25 protein-coding genes are annotated in these 21,406 nt (G+C 37.7%); all 25 read left to right on the forward strand.

Translation table 11 applies throughout. The features are described from left to right. The first annotated feature begins 29 nt into the window (after positions 1-29). The 25 genes from ACFSFY_RS00670 (at position 30) to ACFSFY_RS00790 (ending at position 21,400) form a co-directional block, all read left to right on the forward strand. The gene (locus ACFSFY_RS00670; RefSeq protein ID WP_381535237.1) at positions 30-467 is read left to right on the forward strand and encodes a hypothetical protein; all 438 of its coding nucleotides are present in this window, start codon (positions 30-32) and stop codon (positions 465-467) included. 62 nt (positions 468-529) lie between these two features. After that, entirely contained in the window at positions 530-970 is a 441-nt protein-coding gene (aroQ, locus tag ACFSFY_RS00675; RefSeq protein ID WP_381535238.1) for a type II 3-dehydroquinate dehydratase, read from the forward strand. 6 nt (positions 971-976) lie between these two features. Continuing rightward, positions 977-2,035, forward strand: a complete 1,059-nt coding sequence (locus ACFSFY_RS00680) for a M24 family metallopeptidase (protein WP_381535239.1) — start codon at positions 977-979, stop codon at positions 2,033-2,035. A 14-nt stretch (positions 2,036-2,049) separates the two neighbouring features. Further along, a complete protein-coding gene (efp, locus tag ACFSFY_RS00685; protein ID WP_381535240.1) occupies positions 2,050-2,607 on the forward strand; it encodes an elongation factor P in 558 nt (185 codons plus the stop codon). A 121-nt stretch (positions 2,608-2,728) separates the two neighbouring features. Beyond that, the gene (locus tag ACFSFY_RS00690; protein ID WP_381535241.1) at positions 2,729-2,938 is read left to right on the forward strand and encodes a SpoIIIAC/SpoIIIAD family protein; all 210 of its coding nucleotides are present in this window, start codon (positions 2,729-2,731) and stop codon (positions 2,936-2,938) included. Next, a complete protein-coding gene (locus ACFSFY_RS00695; protein WP_381535242.1) occupies positions 2,938-3,315 on the forward strand; it encodes a SpoIIIAC/SpoIIIAD family protein in 378 nt (125 codons plus the stop codon). Before ACFSFY_RS00690 ends, ACFSFY_RS00695 begins: the two co-directional genes overlap by 1 nt. Before the next feature lie 16 nt (positions 3,316-3,331). Then, positions 3,332-4,231: a stage III sporulation protein AE gene (locus tag ACFSFY_RS00700; protein WP_381535243.1), complete on the forward strand. Its 900-nt coding sequence runs from the start codon at positions 3,332-3,334 to the stop codon at positions 4,229-4,231. A gap of 242 nt (positions 4,232-4,473) precedes the next feature. Next, positions 4,474-4,902 (forward strand): hypothetical protein, encoded by a 429-nt coding sequence (locus ACFSFY_RS00705; protein ID WP_381535244.1) that lies wholly within the window; start codon positions 4,474-4,476, stop codon positions 4,900-4,902. Then, positions 4,889-5,440, forward strand: a complete 552-nt coding sequence (locus ACFSFY_RS00710; protein ID WP_381535245.1) for a SpoIIIAH-like family protein — start codon at positions 4,889-4,891, stop codon at positions 5,438-5,440. Before ACFSFY_RS00705 ends, ACFSFY_RS00710 begins: the two co-directional genes overlap by 14 nt. Positions 5,441-5,581: 141 nt before the next feature. After that, positions 5,582-6,094 carry an acetyl-CoA carboxylase biotin carboxyl carrier protein gene (accB, locus tag ACFSFY_RS00715; RefSeq protein ID WP_381535246.1) on the forward strand — a complete coding sequence of 171 codons (513 nt, stop codon included), beginning with the start codon at positions 5,582-5,584 and terminating at the stop codon, positions 6,092-6,094. A gap of 14 nt (positions 6,095-6,108) precedes the next feature. Continuing rightward, positions 6,109-7,455 (forward strand): acetyl-CoA carboxylase biotin carboxylase subunit, encoded by a 1,347-nt coding sequence (accC, locus tag ACFSFY_RS00720; protein WP_381535247.1) that lies wholly within the window; start codon positions 6,109-6,111, stop codon positions 7,453-7,455. Between the two features lie 43 nt (positions 7,456-7,498). Continuing rightward, the gene (locus tag ACFSFY_RS00725; RefSeq protein WP_381535248.1) at positions 7,499-7,900 is read left to right on the forward strand and encodes an Asp23/Gls24 family envelope stress response protein; all 402 of its coding nucleotides are present in this window, start codon (positions 7,499-7,501) and stop codon (positions 7,898-7,900) included. An 89-nt stretch (positions 7,901-7,989) separates the two neighbouring features. Continuing rightward, entirely contained in the window at positions 7,990-8,370 is a 381-nt protein-coding gene (gene nusB / locus ACFSFY_RS00730; RefSeq protein WP_381535249.1) for a transcription antitermination factor NusB, read from the forward strand. 24 nt (positions 8,371-8,394) lie between these two features. Beyond that, positions 8,395-9,264, forward strand: coding sequence for a bifunctional methylenetetrahydrofolate dehydrogenase/methenyltetrahydrofolate cyclohydrolase FolD (gene folD / locus ACFSFY_RS00735; protein WP_381535250.1), 870 nt, complete (start codon positions 8,395-8,397; stop codon positions 9,262-9,264). Between the two features lie 60 nt (positions 9,265-9,324). Beyond that, positions 9,325-10,680 (forward strand): exodeoxyribonuclease VII large subunit, encoded by a 1,356-nt coding sequence (gene xseA, locus ACFSFY_RS00740; protein ID WP_381535251.1) that lies wholly within the window; start codon positions 9,325-9,327, stop codon positions 10,678-10,680. Beyond that, a complete protein-coding gene (locus ACFSFY_RS00745; protein WP_381535252.1) occupies positions 10,680-10,922 on the forward strand; it encodes an exodeoxyribonuclease VII small subunit in 243 nt (80 codons plus the stop codon). Before xseA ends, ACFSFY_RS00745 begins: the two co-directional genes overlap by 1 nt. Then, a complete protein-coding gene (locus tag ACFSFY_RS00750; protein WP_381535253.1) occupies positions 10,915-11,799 on the forward strand; it encodes a polyprenyl synthetase family protein in 885 nt (294 codons plus the stop codon). Before ACFSFY_RS00745 ends, ACFSFY_RS00750 begins: the two co-directional genes overlap by 8 nt. Positions 11,800-11,891: 92 nt before the next feature. Then, a complete protein-coding gene (gene dxs / locus ACFSFY_RS00755; RefSeq protein WP_381535254.1) occupies positions 11,892-13,793 on the forward strand; it encodes a 1-deoxy-D-xylulose-5-phosphate synthase in 1,902 nt (633 codons plus the stop codon). Continuing rightward, entirely contained in the window at positions 13,790-14,611 is an 822-nt protein-coding gene (locus ACFSFY_RS00760) for a TlyA family RNA methyltransferase (RefSeq protein ID WP_381535255.1), read from the forward strand. Before dxs ends, ACFSFY_RS00760 begins: the two co-directional genes overlap by 4 nt. A 91-nt stretch (positions 14,612-14,702) precedes the next feature. Then, positions 14,703-15,152 (forward strand): transcriptional regulator AhrC/ArgR, encoded by a 450-nt coding sequence (gene ahrC / locus ACFSFY_RS00765; RefSeq protein ID WP_381535256.1) that lies wholly within the window; start codon positions 14,703-14,705, stop codon positions 15,150-15,152. A gap of 15 nt (positions 15,153-15,167) precedes the next feature. Continuing rightward, positions 15,168-16,865, forward strand: a complete 1,698-nt coding sequence (recN, locus tag ACFSFY_RS00770) for a DNA repair protein RecN (protein WP_381535257.1) — start codon at positions 15,168-15,170, stop codon at positions 16,863-16,865. A gap of 117 nt (positions 16,866-16,982) precedes the next feature. After that, entirely contained in the window at positions 16,983-17,951 is a 969-nt protein-coding gene (locus tag ACFSFY_RS00775) for a SpoIVB peptidase S55 domain-containing protein (RefSeq protein ID WP_381535258.1), read from the forward strand. A gap of 233 nt (positions 17,952-18,184) precedes the next feature. After that, complete coding sequence (gene spo0A, locus ACFSFY_RS00780) at positions 18,185-18,976, forward strand: sporulation transcription factor Spo0A (RefSeq protein WP_381535259.1); 792 nt, start codon at positions 18,185-18,187, stop codon at positions 18,974-18,976. 146 nt (positions 18,977-19,122) lie between these two features. After that, positions 19,123-20,685, forward strand: a complete 1,563-nt coding sequence (locus ACFSFY_RS00785) for a DUF342 domain-containing protein (protein ID WP_381535260.1) — start codon at positions 19,123-19,125, stop codon at positions 20,683-20,685. After that, positions 20,678-21,400: a glycerophosphodiester phosphodiesterase gene (locus ACFSFY_RS00790; RefSeq protein WP_381535261.1), complete on the forward strand. Its 723-nt coding sequence runs from the start codon at positions 20,678-20,680 to the stop codon at positions 21,398-21,400. Before ACFSFY_RS00785 ends, ACFSFY_RS00790 begins: the two co-directional genes overlap by 8 nt. Positions 21,401-21,406: the final 6 nt, after the last annotated feature.

A 21,406-nucleotide genomic window follows, 5' to 3' on the forward strand; every position in this document is an offset into this window, starting at 1 on the left:
GCCCGACACTTACTTAAGGAGGTTCGACTATGTTAAAAAAATCACTAATTCTAACATCTATATTTGCGGCACTACTAATGGCATCGGCATTGAAATTTTTACATTTTTTTATGTTTATCAGTTGGTCACCAGTAGGTTGGTCAAAAAAGTGGAATCTTTTTACCTCGGATCATTTAATGCATTACTTTGCAAATTGGATGTTGTTAATTGTAGCACTTACAATATTATTTGCAATCGTATATCTACTAACATCATTCCTGTATGCTGTTCCGCCATCTATTTTATCATTGATTATCGGAATTTCTGCTGTTGTGTTTATTGAATGGATTATTGGAAAACCGGTTTCATTGAAAGAGACTTTATTGTCCATTTCACTACCATTTATAGCAATTGTTCTAATTGTTCTAAGATTTTTAGTGGGAACTGCTGTATTCATGAAAAGAATTATGATTACTAGTTCGAAATGAGTTGCTACCGAAGGCCGTTATGATAAAATGAGAAAGAAAACTGTGTGAGGAGAAGAGTAGCGGTGAAAATACTCATTTTAAACGGTCCCAATTTGAATCGACTTGGAAAACGTGAACCTGAAATTTACGGACATGAAACACTTGAGGATGTGGAGCATGCTTTAACTAAGTTTGCGGAAGAACAGAATGTGGAGGTTTCATTTTTTCAATCAAATACAGAAGGTTTTTTAATTGATCGAATTCATGAAGCTTCAGATGCTGAAACGGATGGAATAATTTTCAATCCGGGTGCGTTTACACATTATAGCATTGCGTTACGTGATGCGATTGCTTCAGTTTCTATACCGACAATCGAAGTCCACATTTCAAATATACATAACAGGGAGTCGTTTCGACAGGTTTCTGTCATTGCGCCGGTTTGTATTGGACAACTAGCAGGATTTGGAACAGACGGCTATCAGCTTGCCATGCGCGCCTTCCTCCTCCGTAGAAAAGGAGAATGATGACTTATGAAACTAAATAACTTGCGTACTATTATGAAAGAAGAAGAGATTGATACACTTCTGATTACAAACCCATTCAATCGACGGTACATGACAGGATTTACAGGTTCGGCAGGAATCGCACTCATATCGCTTACAGATGCAGTATTTATTACTGATTTTCGTTATATGGAGCAGGCCGCAAAAGAAATTGAAGGTTTTCGTATCGTTAAACACGAGAAAACCATTATTGAAGAAGTTGTTAAACAAGCCCAACTCATGAAAAGTACTGTTCTTGGTTTTGAAAAAGATGATATGTCTTTTGGGCTTTATGAGTTGTATACTAAAGAAATAACAGCTCAAATGAAACCTATGTCTGGACTTGTTGAAAAGCTCCGTATGGTAAAGAATGCTGATGAAATTGTTATTCTTAAAAAAGCCGCTAAAATTGCGGACGAGACTTTTGATCATATTATTAATTTCATTCGTCCAGGAATAACGGAACTTGACGTTTCAAATGAACTAGAAATGTTTATGCGCAAACAAGGTGCAACTTCTTCTTCCTTTTCGATAATTGTAGCTTCTGGGATACGCAGTGCGCTTCCACATGGAGTTGCAACGAATAAAGTGATAGAATCCGGTGATTTTGTTACAATGGATTATGGAGCATTGTACGATGGCTATATTTCAGATATAACACGAACAATATCAGTGGGGCAACCATCTGATAAATTAAAGGAAATCTATGAAATTACTTTAGCTGCACAAGAACTTGCAGTAAAAAATATTAAACCGGGTATGACAGGCATTGAAGCAGATGCATTTGCTCGGGACTATATAACATCTAAGGGATATGGAGTAGAATTCGGTCATTCAACTGGTCATGGAATTGGTTTGGAGGTTCACGAAGGCCCAGGGCTTTCATTCCGCTCAAAAACAGTGTTGGTTCCTAATATGGCCGTCACGGTTGAACCTGGAATATATCTGCCTGGAATTGGCGGAGTTCGGATAGAAGATGATATCATCATTACGGAGAATGGTAACGAACGTATAACATTCTCAACAAAAGAATTACTTATTTTATAATTGGAGGAATAAACATGATTTCAGTAAATGATTTTAAAACAGGTCTTACAATCGAAGTTGACGGTGATATCTGGCGCGTACTCGATTTTCAACATGTGAAACCAGGTAAAGGTGCTGCATTTGTTCGTTCGAAATTGCGTAACTTGCGTTCGGGTAATATAAATGAAAAAACGTTCCGTGGTGGAGAAAAAGTTGGTCGTGCTCAAATTGATAATCTTAAAATGCAGTATTTATACGCAGATGGGGAAAATCATATATTCATGGACAACTCATCTTACGAACAAATTGAGCTATCAAGTGCACAAATTGAACGTGAATTAAAGTTTCTTAAAGAAAATATGGAAGTCCATATTATCCAATATAAAACTGAGATTCTGGGCGTTGAATTGCCAGTTACTGTCGAGCTAGAAGTGACAGCAACTGAACCAGGCATTAGAGGCGATACTTCAAGTGGAGGATCTAAACCAGCCACGCTTGAAACTGGTTTAACTGTGCAAGTTCCTTTCTTTGTTAACCAAGGTGATAAATTAATCATTAATACTAATGAATCTGAATATGTTTCAAGAGCTTAAAAGCTTCTCTCTTCATAATCTTTTAATTGAAACACCTTGTATTTCCTTCATTGGAATCAAGGTGTTTTTTTCATATGCAGGGACTCTTCTACATAAGATGTTGAAATGGGGGGAGTACCGGATGGAATTAAATGATTTGTTAAGAATTGCCGGTATAGGCCTAGTTATTGGGATCTTGCATGTCTTTTTTGAACAAACCGGTAAAAAAGAATTTTCCTTTTTTTTATTTTTTATTGCTTATCTATACATTACTGCAGAAATGCTTCGCTTCCTTAAAATATTCTTTACGGAAATATCCGAATTCTTTCAATGGTTGTCGATGGCGATCTGATGTTGCCTCTATTTCAAATAATTGTCGTCTTTCTTCTTTTGTTAATCATTGCATTTGCGGTACCTAAGTTACATCCACTTTTATATACATCTATTTTCTTTATTCTTCTACTTTTTTTGTTAACTACACTCGTCTTCCCTTTTGCTAAAACATATGTGAATTTATTTGAGACGATACCAGACCCGTTTGTAACTTTGCTTATAGGCAGCGCTGTCTTATTTTACGTATCAGAACTTATTGCGGAGCATCTTGAGGAAGCGGGATACTCATCTCTTGCTTCGATGTCTCATTTTGTCGTAAAAATTGCAATCCTAACATTATGGCTTGATCAAACCACTTCAGTAATAGATGTACTATCATCACTCATAAAAAAATGATTGGACGGGTATGTCTATGATTTCATTTATTGAAACAATACTCGGATCCGTATTATCGAGTTTTATTATAATCATTGTCGGGGCATTTTTGGCTTTAATCATTAATTTTATTTTCCCATCCTTTCAAAGATGGACGAGAATGATTTTATTTTACTTAATTATTATGGTGGCTCTCAAACCTGCTTTTGATCACTTAATTCTTATTCGTGAAATTGCTAAATCTGTATCTATGATGTTCATTGGCGTCTATCCCGTTCTAACTGCAAGTATGATTGCTGCGGGAGGAGCATTTGGGCTATTAAATTTTCAACCCGCAATGTTACTTTTTGCAAATGGAGCTGTTGTACTTGCAGATCAAGTTTTAATTCCACTGCTTACCGCAACTCTCGTTTTTGATTTGGCTTCCCGGTTATTGCCAGAAGTTCCATTCACGAAAATGGCGGATCTCATTCGAACAACATTACTTGGGGCGGTTTCAGCTTCCGTTGCCGCTTATTCTATTTTTATCACTGCTGGCGGAACGATGACATGGGCTTTATCAGGACTTACAAGTGGACCGGTTAAAGAGCTCATTAGCCAAAACATTCCACTCATTGGTTCCTTCGTGACGGATAGTATGTCAACAATTGGAAAGTATTCTTCAGGGGTCAGTATTTTCGCAGGTGGGTGGCTCATTACAACCATTTGGACGGTTGCGCTACTTCCTTCACTGAAGACATTACTTACAGCATTTTTTTACAGATGGACTGCTGCTCTTATTGAGCCATTTGCACATGAAGATTTAACTGGAATAATTGATGATATTGGTAAGACGTTATTTGTTTTATGTGCAGTTTCGTTTTTAATAGCTTTTGCATTTATTTACACTGCACTTTTTTCGATTATTTTTATAAAACTAATCGTAACGATAAGGTAGGCGAGCATATGGAAAATTTTTAATTGGGTTACTTTCAATTTCGTTATTGTCTTCATTACTTTTACTCTTATTTCCCGAAAGTTCGGAAGAGCAGTTCGTGCCAATAATTAAAATTGCAATGGGAATTTGGATATTCCGTTATATCTTCTTAATTTTTGGTCATAGCTTGTAATTAAAATGCATAAACTAAAGCATTGATGACAGACAACATAGCTGACTCATTGAATGAAGATGGTGATGAGATGCAAAAACCAAAGAAGAAAATTCATTCCGTTCTCCTCGGGACTCTTATTGTTCTGTTCATCATTTTTATTAATTCCGGTATTTTCGGGAGCGGAGGAGAGAAAGGCAGGATAGAAGAAGAAAGCCGGGAGTACATCGCACTGGAGCAGACATTGAAAATGATGGAAGGAGTCGGTGAGGTTGTAATGTATTTCCATTATGAAAATGGTGAACAGATAAGTCCACTAACCGACTATTTCTCACTTTCAAACACATCAGCAAAAAAAGAACATGGTTTACAAGGCGTACTTGCTATTGTAGAAGGTGCGGAAGACCCCAGGATTAAAAGGGAATTACTGAAAATCCTGTCAACCGTCCTCCAGTTACCAGAACACCGAATTGTAATTGCCGAAATGAAAAAAAGGGGGAAAACGGATGAAAGCGAATAAAAGAACAGTATGGTTTCTAACGTTATTAAGTTTAGTTGCGGTAGTCTCAATTTTCTATATTGCAAATGACAATTCAAAAATGCCTTTTGATGGACTCGCTCTTTTTGGAGATAAAGCACCAACTCCAGATGCTGTAGTGGATAAAGTCGACGGTACTGATAAACAAACACCTGTTTTTGCTGAAAGTTATTTATATGAGGACATGCGCATGACGGTAAGTAATGAACGCAGCCACTTAATTGAACAGCTTACGATGAAAGTAACTTCGGCTGATTATACAGCGATTGAGAAAAATGAAGCTTTTGATGAAATGGCTGAAATAACGAAACGAAATTCGGTTGAAGCTTTAATGGAAATGCAGATTATAGCACTTGGCTATTTAGATGCCTTTGTGAAAACAGATTCAGAAGGAGTAAATGTTAAGGTTTTAACGCTAGATGGTCAATCGGCAAAACAAGCGGAGGAAATAACTCATCTGGTAATGACAAGTTGGGAAGATGCCCGCAATGTATCGGTGAAGTTTGAAACTGGCTCTTGAAGGAAAAGAAGGCCCTTTTAAGGGTCTTTTTTCTGTTTTATACCGATTTATTCAATAAATCGGCGTTATCTATTTCAAATTGTGATGAAAACGACTAATATAGAATAGAACTCACTAATATTGTAGTCAGGAGAATCGATCATGTTAAAAATACAAGAAATCAGAGAAATAATTAAATTAATTGATCAATCTTCAATTGAGAAATTTACCTTCGAATCTGAAGGAACAAAGATTGTTTTGAAAAAAGGGAATGGTGGTAAATTTGTGCAGGCACCATTGGTGGAGTCATCTCCAGTTTCACAACAGGCAATACCTGTAAATGAAACAGCTCAGCCACAGATGACAACTCTTCCACAACAGCAAGAAACTGTTACGAACACCTCAGTTGAACCTTCGAACGAGGTTGATGCATCATTACACCCGATTACTTCACCGATGGTTGGTACATTTTATGCATCAGCATCACCTGAAGCAGATGCATATGTGCAACCTGGCGATAAGGTGAAGGCTGAATCTATAGTCTGTATAGTTGAAGCGATGAAATTATTTAATGAGATTGAGGCGGAAGTTTCAGGGGAAATCGTTGAGGTCCTCGTAAAGGATGGACAGTTAGTTGAATTTGGACAACCTCTCTTCCTAGTTAGATCGAATTGAAAGGAGAGAGACAAATGAAGAAAGTTTTAATTGCAAATCGCGGTGAAATTGCGGTGCGAATTATTCGAGCATGTAAAGAACTTGGAATCCAAACGGTTGCTGTGTATTCAGAACCGGACCGTGATGCGCTCCATGTTGAACTTGCAGATGAAGCATACTGCATCGGGCCAAGTCCTTCAAAAGATAGTTACCTTAACTTCTCTAATATTATTAGTGTTGCGAATCTAACAGATTGCGATGGTATTCATCCTGGATATGGATTTCTTGCAGAAAATGCAAGTTTTGCGGAGCTCTGCGAAGAGTGCAATATCGAATTCATCGGACCTACTTCAGATGCTATATCGCGCATGGGGACAAAGGATGTAGCACGCGAAACTATGCGAAAAGCAGGTGTTCCAATTGTTCCGGGTTCTACTGGGATTGTAGGGGATGAAGAGGAAGCACTTGAAATCGCTAAGGAAATAGGTTTTCCAGTTATTATTAAAGCAACAGCTGGAGGTGGCGGAAAGGGCATTCGTGTAGCCCGTGATAAAAATGAGCTCATCAATGGACTTAAAATGACTCAAAAAGAAGCAGCAGCAGCTTTTGGTAATCCAGGTGTTTACATTGAAAAATACATTGAAGTTTTCCGTCATGTTGAAATTCAAATATTAGCTGATAAATTTGGCAACACGATTCACTTAGGCGAACGTGATTGTTCTATCCAACGTAGAATGCAAAAACTTGTGGAAGAAAGCCCGTCTCCTGCGCTTACATCTGAGCTTAGGAAAGAGATGGGGGACGCTGCAGTTAAAGCAGCTGAAGCTGTTAATTACCGCGGTGCGGGTACTGTAGAGTTTATTTTTGATCATATCAATCAAAAATTCTATTTCATGGAAATGAATACTCGAATTCAAGTTGAACATACAATCACTGAAATGATAACCGGTATTGATTTAATCAAACAGCAGTTGAAAATCGCTTCCGGGGAAAAACTTGCATACAAACAAAAAGATATAAAAATGAATGGCTGGTCCATTGAGTGCCGTATTAATGCGGAAAATCCGTCTAAGAATTTCATGCCTTCACCGGGAACTGTAACAATGTATATGCCACCAGGTGGTTTTGGTGTTCGGATTGACTCTGCGATGTATACGGGCTACACAATTCCACCATTTTATGATTCAATGGTTGCGAAACTAATAGTGCATGCAGATACGCGTCAAGAGGCTGTAGCAAGAATGAAGCGAGCGCTTGATGAATTTATTATTGAAGGTATTGAAACTACGATACCATTTCATGCAAATTTAATGGATCACGAAGTATTTAAATCCGGAGATTTTGATACTAACTTTCTAGAAAAGTATACAATAATGGACTGAAAATAATGGACTGAAAATAATGGTCCAGAGGAGGAGAATAAAGATGGCTGATAAAACAATGCCTTCGTTCGTTGGAACCGCTCCATCCAGTAATGAGGCGCTTGGACGTGTTCAACTTGCTCCTGAAGTTTTAGAAGTAATTATTGGGATTGCAACAATGGAAGTAAAAGGTGTCGCGAACACTACTGGAAGCTTCGCCTCTGGTGTTGCTGAAAAGTTGGGTAAAGTAATGCATGGTAAAGGTGTGCGTACAGAATGGTCAGAGGCTGGCCTTACTGTCGATGTATACTGTGTTGTTGAATTTGGGTATTCTATACCTGAAGTGGCGTTTGAGATTCAGAAACAGGCTCGACACGCCATATTTCACATGACTTCACTTGAGACAAAAGAAGTCAATGTTCATATTACTGGAATTCAGTACGATTTAGATACAGAGACTTTATAATCTGAAAGCATCGTCCCATCGGATGATGCTTTTCAACTTAAATATGCTATGATAATGCCTTAGAGATACGTTAGTGGAGGAGAATACAAATGAAACGAAGAGAAGCACGTGAAAAGGCAATTCAAACACTTTTTCAACTGGAAAATACAGAACTATCTGTTGACGAGGCTATTACTTATATAACAGAAGAACCAACAAACTCTTTTTACGAATTGCTGGTACGGGGAACAGTACAAAACCAAGAAGCAATCGACAACACTCTAACGGGAAGTTTGGAAAATTGGTCATTAGACCGTTTGCCGAAAATCGAACGTACAGTTCTTAGACTGGCTGTTTTTGAACTTCTTTACAATGAAGATGTACCGGATAGAGTTGTTTTGAACGAAGCAATTGAATTATGCAAAACATTTGGTGATGAAAAATCAGGGCGATTTGTTAATGGTGTGTTATCAAAACTTACAAAAAAATAAGCAAATCTGTTTGGAGGACTTGAAATGAATGCGAAATTAATTAGCGGAACTTCTATAGGTAACGAAATTAGAGAAGAAATTAAAGAACGCGTACTAAAGCTTAAAGAGGGTGGCTGTGTACCAGGGTTGGCAGTTATTTTAGTAGGTGACAACCAAGCTTCCCATACATACGTTAGAAATAAAGAGAAATCAAGTGTTGCCGCAGGAATGAAATCGGAACTGGTTCGATTGCCTGTATCTGTATCAGAGGATGAGTTACTTGAACAGATTAATAAGTTGAATCTCGATCAAACAATTCACGGTATTCTTGTTCAACTACCATTGCCAAACCATATTGATGAAAACCTTGTTATTCAGGCAATTGACCCGGATAAAGATGTCGATGGATTTCATCCGATAAATGTAGGTAAAATGATCATTGGTCAACGATCTTATCTATCATGCACGCCCTATGGAATTATTAAATTACTTGAACGAACAAACACTCCCATTTCTGGTCAGCATGCGGTTATAGTTGGCCGTAGTAATATTGTAGGAAAACCGATGGGTCAACTGTTATTACAACGCGATGCGACGGTTACGTACTGTCATTCTAAAACAAAGGATTTAGCATCATTTACTAAACAAGCAGATATTTTAATCGTTGCAATGGGTCAAACAAAATTCATTGGTGCTGAGCATGTTAAAGAGGGTGCTGTTGTAATTGATGTTGGGATGAACAGAGACGAAAATGGGAAATTATGCGGTGATGTGGACTTTGACGAAGTGAAAAATATTGCTTCGGCCATTACTCCCGTTCCAGGCGGAGTAGGTCCTATGACCATTACAATGCTCCTGAAGAACACACTTCATAGTGCAGAGACGGCATTTAAATCTGGAAATTGTTGTGAGTAATCTTTAGTTTGATGTAATGTGTTTCAACGTTTCTATAAACGGGACTTGGAGGCGGAATTTGTGGCCGGAAACCCATACTTATCAGTACAAGCATTAACGAAATATGTAAAGCGGAAATTTGATGCAGATCCTCATTTACGTAATGTGTATGTCAAAGGAGAATTGTCGAATGTGAACAATCATCCAAGCGGACATATTTATTTTACGTTAAAGGATGAGTTCAGCAGAATTCAGTCTGCAATGTTTCGTGCGAATGCATCCAAATTGAAATTCAAACCAGAAAATGGAATGAATGTACTCCTAACTGGTGATGTCACGATATACGAAGCAAGTGGTCAATATCAATTATATGTTCAAACGATGGAACCTGATGGTATCGGTGCATTGTATTTGGCCTTTGAACAATTAAAGGAAAGCCTAGGTAAAGAAGGGCTTTTTGATGAGCGTTGGAAGCGCCCTCTTCCTCCCTTTCCAAAAACAATAGGTGTGGTAACAGCTCAAACAGGTGCGGCCATTCGGGATATTTGTACTACCATCGAAAGACGATTTCCACTTTCTGAAATCATTTTATTTCCTGCCATTGTACAAGGTGTGCATGCAGCCCCTTCAATTGTGCGATCTATTGAACAGGCGGATAAACTAGGTTCTATAGATGTACTTATTGTTGGTAGGGGTGGAGGTTCTATAGAAGATTTATGGGCATTCAATGAAGAATCTGTTGCTAGAGCTATTTTTTCATGTCGTATTCCTGTAATAAGTGCGGTGGGACATGAAACGGATACGACAATCGCTGATTTTGTCGCAGATCGAAGGGCGCCGACGCCAACTGCAGCAGCAGAATTAGCAGTTCCTGCACGTGATGAGTTATTCGAAAGAGTTTTGGATCGGAAACGTGCAATATTTAGATTTACTTCCAATAAAATTAAAAGTGAACGGAAACGTCTGGAAAGCTTACAATCATCTTACCCTTTGCAGTTCCCAGAACGACTATATCGTCCATTCACAGAGAGACTTTTAGGACTCGAAGGAAGACTTATGAGAGGGACTAATGATATTACTGGGAGAAGAGCGATTCAGCTCTCTAGACTTTCTGGAATGCTTACTTCTTATTCACCACTTCAACGTGTCAAAGATGAGACTAGAAATGTAAACATATTAACAGAAAGATTAACACGAAATGTTCATCATGATTTACGTACGCGAACAGATCGTTTTACTACTTCTGTACGTATGTTAAAAGCACTTAATCCGCTAAATGTAATGGAACGTGGATATTCAATTATTTATAAAGAAGGCAATGTCGCAAACTCCATTAATTCTCTGTCGGTTGGATCGGAAGTTGAGATTCGATTGCGAGATGGAACAGTGGATGCGGTAGTGAAGTCTTTACAAACAAATGACAAGGAGGAAACCTAATGGATAACGAGCCAATCCGCTTTGAAGAAGCAATGTTAAAATTAGAAGAAGTTGTCCAGAAACTTGAGACGGGCGATGTTCCACTTGAAGATGCAATTACACTTTATAAAAAAGGAATGGAATTATCTGCTCTTTGTCATGGGAAATTACAAGATGCAGAAAAACAATTGATTTCCGTTATTGATGCAGATGGAAATAAGGAACCATTCAATCCAATACAAGGTGCAGAAAACGATGCATGATAAACTACAAAGCTTTATAGATGAACATAAAGTGATCATTGAAGAAAGTCTGAGTCAAATAATGTCTGAATTGGATGCACCTGAATCGTTAAAGTCATCCATGGCTTATTCAATAAATGCGGGTGGAAAAAGAATTCGTCCTCTACTCGTTCTTGCAACTTTAGAAGACCTTAAAGTGAATTGTAGTGATGCATTGAAAGTTGCGTGTGCTGTTGAACTCATTCATACGTATTCATTAATTCATGATGATTTACCATCTATGGATGATGATGATTTTAGGCGAGGCAGCTTAACCAATCATAAAGTATACGGTGAAGCGGTCGCCATACTTGCAGGTGACGGATTACAAGCACTAGCTTTCGAACTATTAACAAAACTTACAGATACGCCTCCACAATTAGCAATAGAACTTATTGGTCTATTATCGAAAGCTTCTGGGGCAGAGGGTATGGTTGGCGGACAAATACTTGATATTGAGGGCGAGAGAAAACAACTCTCGTTAATTGAATTAGAGAATGTTCATATAAATAAAACGGGTGCACTTTTATCTTTTTGTGTAGAAGCTGGAGCGGTTCTAGCTACTATTCCAATTGAGGATAAAGAAAGATTAATGATTTATGCAAAAAATATTGGTTTGGCTTTTCAAATTCAAGACGACATTCTAGACGTAACTGCTTCTACAGAGGAACTTGGAAAAACTGCAGGTAGTGATGAAACAAGTGAAAAAATGACATACCCAGCACTACTTGGTTTAGAAAAAGCTAAAGAACGCTTAGGTGAACATCATCGTATTGCGAGGGAATCTCTAGAATTTCTAAATAACGACGAGTCGCTTCTTGGTCACTTGGCTGATTATATTGTAGAACGTAGATATTAAACAAGTCCATATAAGGGACATTCCCTTGTACTAGTCAACCTTCTTGATATAATGAAATGTATCAGATTAATTAGTAAAGGTGTGTGATAACAATGGATCTAACCGAAATAACGAGTCCAGCTTTTTTAAAAAAGCTCAATAAAGAACAGATGCTAGAACTTGCTGAGGAAATTAGGACTTTTCTTATCGAGAAATTATCTGTAACTGGGGGTCACATCGGACCAAATCTCGGAGTTGTCGAACTAACAATCACGCTCCATAAAATGTTCGATAGTCCTAATGATAAATTCCTGTGGGATGTCGGTCATCAAGCATATGTTCATAAGATCTTAACGGGTCGTGCATCTGATTTTGATACACTAAGACAGTTCAAGGGATTATGTGGATTTCCTAAAATGAACGAGAGTATTCATGATGTATGGGAAACAGGACATAGTTCTACATCCCTTTCCGGAGCTATGGGTATGGCAGCCGCACGTGATATTAAAGGTGAGAAAAATTATGTAATACCGATTATAGGTGATGGTGCGCTTACAGGTGGGATGGCTTTAGAAGCATTAAACCATATAGGCCATGCGAAAACAGATATGATTGTAGTCCTTAATGATAATGAGATGTCGATTGCTCCGAATGTTGGTGCACTTCATGCGATTTTAGGAAAGCTACGTACTGCAGGTAAGTACACATCTGCTAAGGAAGAATTGGAATATATATTAAAGAAAATTCCAGCAGTTGGTGGAAAACTGGCATCTGCAGCTGAACGTGTTAAAGATAGCTTAAAATATCTTCTCGTTTCAGGTGTGTTTTTTGAAGAACTTGGATTTACTTATTTAGGACCTGTTGATGGACATGATTTAGTAGAATTAGAACGGAACTTTCAATATGCAAAGAAAATGGACGGTCCTGTTCTCTTGCATGTAATTACGAAAAAAGGCAAAGGGTATCGACCTGCTGAAGAAGATAAGATTGGAACTTGGCATGGAACCGGGCCCTATAAGACGTATAATGGTGATTTTGTTAAGTCTTCCTCCATTGCACCATCTTGGAGCGGACTCGTTGCGGAAACTGTTAGGGATTTAGCACGGGATGACCGACGAATTGTGGCAATTACACCAGCGATGCCTGTTGGCTCCAAATTAGAATCTTTTGCAACCGAATTTCCAGATCGCTTCTTTGATGTAGGTATTGCTGAACAACACGCAGCTACAATGGCAGCTGGATTAGCTACCCAAGGTATGAAGCCATTTCTTGCGATCTATTCAACATTCCTTCAACGCGCTTATGATCAAGTACTTCATGATATCGCTAGACAGAACTTGAATGTATTTATTGGTGTTGATCGTGCAGGTTTGGTGGGCGCAGATGGAGAGACACATCAAGGTGTTTTTGATATCGCGTTCCTTAGACATATGCCGAATCTTGTCATAATGATGCCTAAAGATGAGAATGAAGGACAACATATGGTTAAAACAGCTATTGAATATAATGATGGACCAATTGTAATGCGCTATCCCCGTGGTAATGGAATAGGTATTCCAATGGACGAGGTACTAAGGCCAATTCCAATTGGGACTTGGGAAGTCCTTCGTGCAGGCACTGACGTGGCGATATTAGCTTTTGGTACAACAATCCCAATGGCACTTGAAGCAGCAATAGATCTTGAGACAAAAGGGATTTCTGCTCAGGTCGTTAACGCACGTTTTATTAAACCTTTAGATTCGGCAATGCTGGATTATCTTTTTTCAATGGAAATGCCTATAATTACAGTTGAAGAAGCTGTTCTTGCTGGCGGATTTGGAAGTGCAGTCATTGAATATGCACATGACCAATCATATCGAACTGCGCGAATCGACCGAATGGGAATTCCTGATCACTTCATTGAGCATGGTAGCGTCAATGAATTACTTGATGAAATAGGGATGACATCAGAAGGCGTTGTTAAGAAAGTACAATCAATACTATTAAATAAAGTTCTTGAAGGAGAAAATGCATGACAGCTAGTCCACGAAAAGAGCGAGTCGACGTCCTTCTTGTTGAAAGAGGTCTAATTGAAACTAGAGAACAAGCAAAGCGTTCAATTATGGCGGGGATTGTTTTTTCCGCTGAAACAAGACTGGACAAGCCGGGAGAGAAAATTTTGGCGGATGCACCATTAATCGTAAAAGGGAATCCTCTGAAATATGTGAGTCGCGGTGGATTGAAATTAGAGAAAGCCTTAGCAGTTTTCGATGTTGATGTTAAAGACAAAATTGTTCTAGATATTGGTTCTTCAACAGGAGGATTTACAGACTGCGCACTTCAAGAAGGTGCCGCACATTGTTACGCTCTAGATGTAGGGTACAATCAATTGGCATGGAAAATTAGACAAGACCCACGTGTATCCGTAATGGAACGAACCAATTTTAGGCATGCTACACTCGACTTATTCACTAAGGGTCAACCGCAATTTGCAACAATTGATGTATCCTTTATATCACTCCGTCTAATCTTGCCTGCTCTTAAGCAAATTATTAGTGAAGGCGGAGATGTGATTGCGCTTGTCAAACCACAGTTTGAAGCAGGTAGAGGGAAAGTAGGTAAAAAAGGTATTGTGAGGGAATATGCAACTCATTTTGAAGTTCTAAAAAGAATTTCTGATGCTTCATTTAACGAGGGATTTAGTCTTCGTGGTGCATCATTTTCCCCAGTAACTGGCGGAGAAGGTAACATTGAGTTTTTATTTCATCTTACTGCTGAAAAAATACCCGAAAATCTATTTACAGATGAAGAGTTTGAATCACTCATCCATGAGGCTTACAAGGAATTACAATAGCGCGCATCCATTGCGCGTTTTTTAATATCTGAATTATTAAGACCAGATTGAGCTTAAGACTTCATAATAATAAAGGTTTGGAGTGATGATATTGAATAAAGGACATAGGCATATACGAATTCGCGACATCATCTCAAATTATGAAATTGAAACACAGGACCAGCTTGTTGATAGTTTGAAAAATGCGGGCGTCGATGTTACTCAAGCTACCGTTTCGCGCGATATTAAGGAAATGCATCTTATTAAAGTTCCATTACAAGATGGTAGATATAAGTATAGCTTGCCTCAAGTACATTCACACAATACTGAAGAGAAATTGAGTCGAGCAATGAATGATGCCTTTATCAGCATTGACGGAGCAGGACATTTCCTTGTATTAAAGACATTACCAGGCAATGCACAAGCGATAGGTTCTCTTCTTGATCACCTTCATTGGGATGAAGTACTAGGAACGATTTGTGGCGACGATACATGTCTTCTTATATGTAGGGATGAAGAACTTATTGATGATGTGAAAGAAAAACTACTTGCGATGCTATGAGAGAGGTGATGGCTGTTGTTAAGTGAAATCTCTATTAAAAACTTTGCGATTATTGAAAGCTTGGAAGTAACATTCGAGGGTGGATTAACTGTGCTAACCGGAGAAACCGGTGCGGGTAAATCAATTATCATAGATGCAGTGCAATTACTTTCCGGCGGAAGAGGATCTGCTGGATTCATAAGGCACGGCTCAAAAAAAGCTGAATTGCAAGGTCAGTTTATCATTGAAAATCCCGAGCATCCTGTTTTGGCTAAACTTATTGAGTTTGGGATAGAAATTGATGATGGAATCGTAATATTAAGAAGAGACTTAAGTACTAACGGGAAAAGTGTTTGCCGAGTAAATGGAAAACTTGTGACAATTGCTTTATTGCGTGAAATAAGTTCTCAAATTATTGACATCCACGGCCAACACGAAAATCAAGAACTGATGCATGAAAGCAGACATATTCATTTACTTGATCAATTCGCGGGTAAGAAATTAGTGGATGCTTTTGCAAGTTATTCCGAACTGTATGCGAAATATAAAAAATTAAAAAGAAAACTTGAAACTGCTGATGAAAATGAACAACAAATTGCTCAAAGAATAGACTTATACTCATTTCAATTAAAAGAAATTGATGCCGCTTCTCTTGAAATTGGAGAAGAAGCTGGACTTGATGAAGAAAAACGTAAACTACAAAACTATGGACGACTTTTTGAAAGATTGAATACTGCCTATGAATCGATAAGTGGCGATTCACGCGCTCTTGATTGGGTAGGAATGGCAATGAATGATATGGAAGATGCTGCAGATGTAGATAAAGATTTTAAAAATCAGTATGAATCGATTGCGACGAGTTTTTATTCTTTACAGGATACTGCATCTGAAATTAGAAAAGAACTTGATGCTTTGGAATTTGATCCCGTTCGACTGGAGATTGTAGAAAGTCGAATTGCACAACTGATCACTTTAAAACGTAAATATGGACAGACGATTGAAGATATTTTGATTTATCGTGATAAAATTTCGGATAATCTTGACGAGCTCATGAATCGTGATGAGAGATTATTTGCAGATCAAGAAAAAATGAATCATTTGCTTAAAGATCTTGAAATTGAGGCAGAAGAATTATCGATTATTCGAAAAGAGGCTTCTAGTTCTTTAGAGGCGGCAATTATGGAACAACTTGCTCAATTACATATGAATAATGCTTCTTTTAAAGTATCCATCGAACAAAAGTCAGGAAATGGTTTTGATGCAAACGGTAACGATAATGTTGCATTTCATATTTCTACAAATATCGGTGAACCTTTGAAGCCACTCGTTAAAATTGCTTCAGGTGGTGAGATTTCACGTTTGATGCTTGCACTTAAAACGATTTTTTCAAAACATCAAGGAATCACTTCTATTATTTTTGATGAAGTCGATACAGGCGTAAGCGGAAGAGTTGCTCAAGCAATTGCAGAAAAAATTGCCATGGTGGCCTTTCATTCACAAGTGCTTTGTATTTCACATCTTCCACAAGTTGCAGCAATGGCTGATCATCATTATTTAATAAAAAAAGAAGTCAAAGACAAACGAACTCGAACTGAAATTCATGATGTAATCGCTTCTGATCGTACAGTAGAATTATCTAGAATGCTCTCTGGTGCTGAAACTACACCACTCACACTAAAACATGCAGAAGAACTACTATCGCTTGCTGCTGAACGAAAAAAGTCATTCAAATAATTTGTATGCGTATACAATGTATACGCATTTTTTGCTTTATTTTTTGCTTTATTTACCCTTTCATAACATTCCCCAGAACGGACATACCAATAGTATCTTTCCACGGGGAGGTGAAATATGGGATGGAGTAGACAACTGAAGTTGCTTTTTTCATTATCTTTAGTCTTGCTGTTATTACCGATTAATGCTGGGTTTGTCTTAGCAAACGAAAAACTTCTCATTCCAATGGGACATTCAATTGGCATTAAAATGGATTTATCAGGCGTGTTTGTAACAAATGATGTCATGCTTGAGAAAGACGTTTGGTTGAAAGCAGGCGATTTGATTGAAAAAGTGGACAATGTCTCAATCCAGAAGTTGGAAGGTTTTGAAAAGTCGGTATCCAATACTCATAATTTGCAAAAAATATCAATGCAAATTTTGAGGGATGTAGAAATTGTTCAAATTCAGTCAAGTAGCGAGGCCGTGAAACGTCTTCTTCCATTCCTAAAAGACAGAACGGAAGGGACGGGAACCTTAACGTATGTGGATCCTGAAAAAGGAACATACGGAGCTCTAGGGCACCAAATTATAGACAGTGCATTTAATTCACCACCTTCTTTTACGGATGGTTCAATTTATCTTTCTAAAATCGGACAAATTAGAAAAAGTATGCCCGGTAATCCTGGTTATAAAATTTCATCAATCGTTAAAGATGAACACATTCTTGGGTCGATAAAGAAAAACGGTGTTTATGGCATTTTTGGAACTTGGAACAAAGCCTATAAACAAGTGTTGGCTGAACCACTCGAGATTATGCAACCGTCAACCGTTAAAGAAGGGGAAGCTGAAATTTATACGACTGTCAAAGGAACGGAAGTTGAATCTTTTTCAATTCAAATTACCAATGTTGAAAAAGATCAGTTCCATTTTACGCTTACCGATACAAAACTTCTTGAAACAACTGGTGGAATTTTACAAGGAATGAGCGGAAGCCCGGTTATTCAAAATGGGAAGTTTGCAGGAGCTGTGACACATATGTTCGTCGATGAGCCGGAAAAAGGTGCAGCACTTTTTCTTTCGACAATGCGAACCGGCGAACAATAAAAGGAATGTTCCAGCCCAAAAATTGGGCTGGTTCTTTTTTTGGAGAAAGCTGGATTTTTAAAAATTTCGTCGAATATTGATGAAACCATACGTCAAAAGATTCATTTTTATTAAAAATAAAGGGATTTCACATAGAATGTCGAAAATTTTCTATTAACAAAGACATTACCGCGATCTTCTGACGATTACGGGTTGTAAATATAATTGCTACAAGATATTAAGGGGGAATGAGTATGGAAATGTTGAAGATTGCGATTGCGGATGATAATAAAGAACTTGTGAAAACAATGGTAACTTATTTTGAGAAGCATCCAGAAATAGAAATCATATGGACAGCACATAATGGGAAGGTTTGTTTAAGCATGCTTGAAGAACAAACTCCCGATGTCTTATTACTCGATATTATTATGCCTCATCTTGACGGCATAGCGGTACTGGAAACTCTTAAAGAAAAGTCGGAACATGCAAATTTGCATATCATTATGCTCACTGCCTTTGGACAAGAAGATGTGATGACGCATGCAGCAAGTTTAGGTGCTTCTTACTTTATGCTGAAACCATTTGAATTTGAACAGCTTGCCAACCAAATATTCCAAGTTGCAGGTACGCGAAAGGCTACAATACCAGTTTCACAACCAGGTGGAGGCCAAACTCAAGGTACCGTAAGTCAAAAAGTACTTGATATGACAATAACGTCTATTATTAAGGAAATTGGCGTTCCCGCACATATTAAAGGTTATGCATTTTTACGAGAAGCAATACAAATGGTTTACTCAGATGTTGAATTATTAGGTTCGGTGACAAAAATATTATATCCTGATATTGCAACAAAATATAATACAACAGCCTCGAGAGTAGAACGGGCCATTCGACATGCAATTGAAGTAGCATGGAATCGAGGGAATTATGAAGTTATTTCAAAGATGTTTGGGTATACTGTTCATCACCTTAAAAGTAAACCGACAAATTCAGAATTCATTGCAATGATTGCTGATAAAATCCGACTTGAACATATGGCAAGTTGAATTGTGTATATAACTGAGTAATGTAAGCTGGCAAAAGAAGGTACTATTTCTTCTAAGTTGGCTTATCTTTTTTTTGCATTCAAAATATTCTACTATATTAATTTAAATAGTTTATAATGAATAAGTAAAGGAGAGGTGAGCAATTTGTGTTAACAGAAAATGAATTCTTCAAACTTTATGTTAAAGATAAAGAAGTTTTACTCGTTACAAAAAAAAATGGATTTCCACTAAAATCGTTTGACACAATAACACGGGACTTTCCCCGTTTAAAAATTAATTCCTTCCAAAGTCTACGGTCAGCACTTAATGCGTTAGGTGAAGAAAATGTAATTGGAAGTTGGTTACCTCTTATTGACATTGAAATATCAAAGAATAATATGGAAGTTCAAATCATTATTCATGCTACAACAAAAGAACTAAATGAAGATTTTAATACAATTTTACTTGAAGCAGATAGAGTACTACACAAGGCAGGTGTCATTTTCGGCAAAGTAGACTGGACCACTAAAAAGATATCTAGTGGTGTTCCAATCATTGCAGCTGTGGGTATTGAACCGGAAAAAGGTGCAAACGCAATAATTACATACATTGATCCACCGGAACGAAAGCCTGTTATTCGAGAAGATGGATCAGCAAATCTCTATGAAATGAACTTTGTTTTCCCGATTAATGAGGGGGACTGGTTGGGGGAGAAATTACTCCCACAAGAAGGAATTGATGGAATGGATGTCTTTGGAAATGTTGTCAAGGCTACCCGGGGAAATGATGATATTATACGTTATGATCGTAAATCCATTATTGAAGATAAGGAAGCTGATAAAGTTATTATTCGAGCGGCACATGGTGGGGCCCTTGAATATCAAGATGGGATTGTAAGTGTCGGTAAACATTTGAAAATTAATGGTGACGTAGGACCTGAAACTGGAGCTATTAATTTTGATGGAGCGATTACAATTATTGGTACTGTGCTTGCGGGGTATACGGTAACTGCGACAGGTGATATTTCGATAGAAGGTAATGAAGGGGTAACAAATGCGAAACTTATCCAATCTTCTGAAGGAGATGTTTTTGTAAAGGGGGGTGTCTTTGGCGGAGGTACGATGATTGTTGAAGCACAAGGTGCGATTTTTATAAAACATGCCAATAATTGTAAAATATATGCAAAAGAAGTTCATGTAGGTCTTTATTTATTTGGCTCAGAAATAATAGCGGATCATGTTTTTGTAGATAAATACAAAGGTAAAATAATTGGTGGCAAAATAGAAGCATTATATAGTATTGAAACAGCAATTGTAGGAAACAATCATGAACGTACAACTATATTACATGCTCAAGGAATCGATAAAGACGCACTTTATAAAGAAATTCAAGTAATGGCTCAAGATTTAAAAGAACGACAACAATTTATTGGAAAATTAGAAGGTCCTCTAGCGAGCTACGAAGAGATACAGGGTGATTTATCTGCAGATCAGAAAGAAGCTTATGTGAAAATGCATGCAACTGTAGATGCAAATAGGGAACAAATGTTAATACTCGACAAAGAAATCCAAATCTTGCTAAATGAAATTAAAAGTGCTGTTGCTGCAAAAATTGAAGTAACGCTAGAAGCACATCCAGGTACAATCATTCAAATTGGTAAAAGCTCGGCTGTGTTGCACACTCAAACTAAAGGTGTATTTAAAATGGTTGATGGTGTATTAAATGTATAAGCCTTCTGTATTTGCACATCGAGGAGCATCAGGTCGTTATTTCGAAAATACAATGAGTGCGTTTATGGAAGCGTTCTCTCAGGGTGCTCATGGGATTGAACTGGACGTTCAATTAACAGAAGATGGTGTACCAGTAGTCATTCATGATTTGGACCTTACAAGAGTGGCTGGGGTTCACAAACAAGTATCATCTATGACGTACGCAGAAATTAAAAAAATACGCATTGGCCGCAAATATCTACGTATTGTATGTGGCCACAGAATCCCGTCATTATATGAGGTTGCATCATTTTGTGAAGTGAAGGAAATGGGTTTAAATGTCGAATTAAAAGAAACTGTTTCGGAACGACCCGCATTCCTAGAAGAAATTATATCTATTATATCAGGATTAAAAAATGTACATATCTCTTCATTTCATTATCATTTACTTGAAAAAGTAAAAGAAGTAAACCCAGAAATTGAAACAGCCTTTCTTGTTCGAAAAAAGGGTGTGGATTGGGATAATCTTGAACTATATACGAGTGCTGATAGTTTTCATTTGTCCAAAAGGTTGTTCACTGAACCGTATGTAACTAAACTTCGCTTAACCCAAAAAATGATACGTATATATGGTGTAATGGGAAACGAAAAATATGTTATAGATCCGCCGGCATTTATCGATGGATGGATAACAGATTATCCTGAAAATTTAATAATAAAAAAGAAACGATCATGACGGTAA

Origin of the sequence: Sporosarcina siberiensis (assembly GCF_042681925.1) — a bacterium.
GTDB lineage: Bacteria > Bacillota > Bacilli > Bacillales_A > Planococcaceae > Sporosarcina > Sporosarcina siberiensis.